This is a genomic window from Agromyces sp. P1_H4 (assembly GCF_056405255.1).
In genome coordinates, this window is record NZ_JBFUCL010000429.1 from 1 (window position 1) to 2,725 (window position 2,725).

Annotated in this window: 3 protein-coding genes; 2 read left to right on the plus strand and 1 reads right to left on the minus strand. The window is 72.9% G+C overall.

The features are described 5' to 3' along the window. Positions 1-1,010: arabinan endo-1,5-alpha-L-arabinosidase (locus AC1DY2_RS18355; protein WP_476763719.1), on the plus strand; the 1,010-nt coding region annotated here is incomplete at its 5' end. 8 nt (positions 1,011-1,018) lie between these two features. Next, positions 1,019-2,278, plus strand: a complete 1,260-nt coding sequence (locus AC1DY2_RS18360) for a D-arabinono-1,4-lactone oxidase (RefSeq protein ID WP_476763720.1) — start codon at positions 1,019-1,021, stop codon at positions 2,276-2,278. 1 nt (position 2,279) lies between these two features. Here the strand turns inward: AC1DY2_RS18360 and AC1DY2_RS18365 are convergent. After that, the coding region (locus AC1DY2_RS18365; RefSeq protein ID WP_476763721.1) for an XdhC family protein at positions 2,280-2,725 on the minus strand (446 nt) is incomplete at its 5' end.

Below are 2,725 nucleotides of genomic sequence, written 5' to 3' on the forward strand. Positions count from 1 at the left end.
CCATGCCGCCGCGCCGCGCCGCATTCCGATCGGGGATCCTCCTCGTCGCGGCATCCGCTCTGCTGATGCTGATGCCGGCGCTCGCCGGCTGCGCGCCGACGGCCGGCGTGTGGCAGCTGTCGGGCGACCTGTCGACGCATGACCCCGCACTCGCGAAGGACGGCGACACCTGGTACGTCTACTCGACCGGGAACGGCACGGTCGCCGATGGCAACGTGCAGATCCGGTCGTCGTCCGACGGCCGGAACTGGCGCTACGAGGGCGAGGTGTGGGACGAGAAGCCCGCGTGGATCGCCGAGGCGGTGCCCGGCGTCGACAACCTGTGGGCACCCGAGCTCGTCGAGCACGACGGCACCTGGTACCTGTACTACTCGGCGTCTCGGTTCGGCAAGAACTCCTCGGTGATCGCCCTCGCGACCAACACCACGCTCGATCCCGATGACCCGGCGTACGAGTGGGTCGACCGCGGGCCGGTCATCGAATCGGACTCGAGCGACGACTTCAATGCGATCGACCCCGGCGTCGCGACCGACGAGGACGGCACGCCCTGGATGTCGTTCGGCTCGTTCTGGAGCGGCATCCGCATGGTCGAGCTGGCGTGGCCGGGCGGGCTGCGCGCCGACGAGGCCGAGCCGCTCCGCCTCGCCGACCGCGGCGCGCCGCCGAACGCCATCGAGGCGCCGTACCTCGTCGAGCACGACGGCGACTGGTTCCTCTTCGTCTCGCGCGACGCCTGCTGCCGGGGCGCTGACAGCACGTACAAGATCGCCGTCGGCCGAGCGGATGCCCCGACGGGGCCGTTCGTCGATCGCGACGGCGTCCCGCTGCTCGAGGACGGCGGCACGGTGCTGCTCGAGACGGATGGGCACCGCATCGGACCCGGCGGGCAGTCGGTGTCGGATGGGATGATGGCGCTGCACTACTACGACGGCGACCTGAACGGGCAGTTCCAGCTCGCGCTGCTGCCGCTCGGCTGGGATGCCGACGGGTGGCCCGAGCTGCACTGGTGAGGAGCACGATGGAACGCAACTGGGCTGGCAACCTGACCTATCGGGCGCAGCGGATCGTGCATCCGTCATCGGTGGAGGAGCTGCAGGAGGTGCTCGCCGGCGATGGGCCGTTCCGGGTGCTCGGCACGCGCCACTCGTTCAACGACCTCGCCGACACCGTGGGCACCCTCATCGCGACCGACCGGCTGCCGGTCGACATCGACGCCTCGAGCGCGCCCGGTGCCGTGCGGCTCACGGGGGCGCCGAGGTACGGCGACCTCGCACCGATCCTGCAGCGGAAGGGCCTCGCGCTCGCGAACCTCGCGTCGCTGCCGCACATCTCGGTGCCCGGCGCCGTCGGCACCGGCACCCACGGATCGGGCGACGGCATCGGCTCGCTCGCCACCGCCGTGCGCGGCATCGGGTTCGTCACGCCGAACGGCGAGTCCCGCACCCTCGTGCGCGGCGACGCGGACTTCGCCGGGTCCGTCGTGCACCTCGGCGCCCTGGGCGTCGTCACGGGGCTCGAGCTCGACGTCGAGCCGACCTACGACGTCGCGCAGACCGTGTACGAGGCGCCCGCGTGGGATGCGATCCTCGCCGACCTCGACGGGGTGACCTCGCTCGGCACGAGCGTGAGCATCTTCACGCGGTGGTCGCGCACCGACGTCGCCGACCAGCTCTGGGTCAAGCAGCGCCTGCCGTTCGACGCGGATGCCGCGGAGCGGCGCCGTGCGGTGGTCGAACGACTCGGCGCCCACGCGGCGACCCAGGCGCGGCATCCGATCATCGGGCTGCCGGCCGACGCGTGCACGGAGCAGCTCGGGGCGCCGGGCCCGTGGTTCGAACGCCTGCCGCACTTCAGGCTCGAGTTCACGCCGTCGGCGGGGGAGGAGCTGCAGTCGGAGTACCTCGTGCCTCGCGCCGACGCGGTGGCCGCGCTCGAGGCCGTGCGGGGCCTCGCCGACCGCATCGCGCCGCTGCTGCAGGTGTGCGAGGTGCGCACGGTCCGCGCCGACGACCTGTGGCTGAGCGGGGCGTACGGCACCGACGTGGTCGGCCTCCACTTCACGTGGGTGCGCGACGAGGCGGCGGTCACGGCCCTGCTGCCCGCGATCGAGGCGGCGCTCCCCAACACCGCGCGTCCCCACTGGGGCAAGGTGTTCACGCTGCCGGGCGACGAGGTGCGCCGCCGCTACCCCCGCTGGGACGACTTCGCCACGCTGCGCGCCCGCTTCGACCCCGAGCGCCGTTTCGCCAACGCCTACCTGGAGCGACTCGGCCTCTGACTCAACGCGCGGACTGCTCCGGCACCTGCGCCTCGACGAGCTGCAGCACGCGGGCGGCGACGCTCACGGCGATCGCGGCGGGCTCCTTCGAGCGGATGCCCTCGATGCCGATCGGCGTGGACACCCGGGCGAGGTCCTCCTCGGTGACGCCCGCCGCGAGCAGCTCCGCCCGGAACCGCGCCCACTTCGACCGCGAGCCGATGAGTCCGATCGAACCGAGCCCGGGCGTGCGCAGCGCGGCTTCCACGATCGCGAGGTCCTCGACGTGGTCGTGCGTCATGACGAGCACGTGCGCGCCCGTCGGCAGGTCGGCGAGCGCCGCCTCGGGCACGGGCAGGTGTCGCACGAACACGGTCGCGATGGCATCGGCGAGGGGGCCCGAGCCTCCCGCCGCGCCCAACCGCTCGGGCGCCAGCATCTCGGCCCGCGAGTCGACGAGGGTGAGCT

Excerpts from the sequence above, each read along its gene's own strand:
- AC1DY2_RS18360 (WP_476763720.1), top strand. The coding sequence starts at position 1,019 with ATGGAACGCAACTGGGCTGGCAACCTGACCTATCGGGCGCAGCGGATC.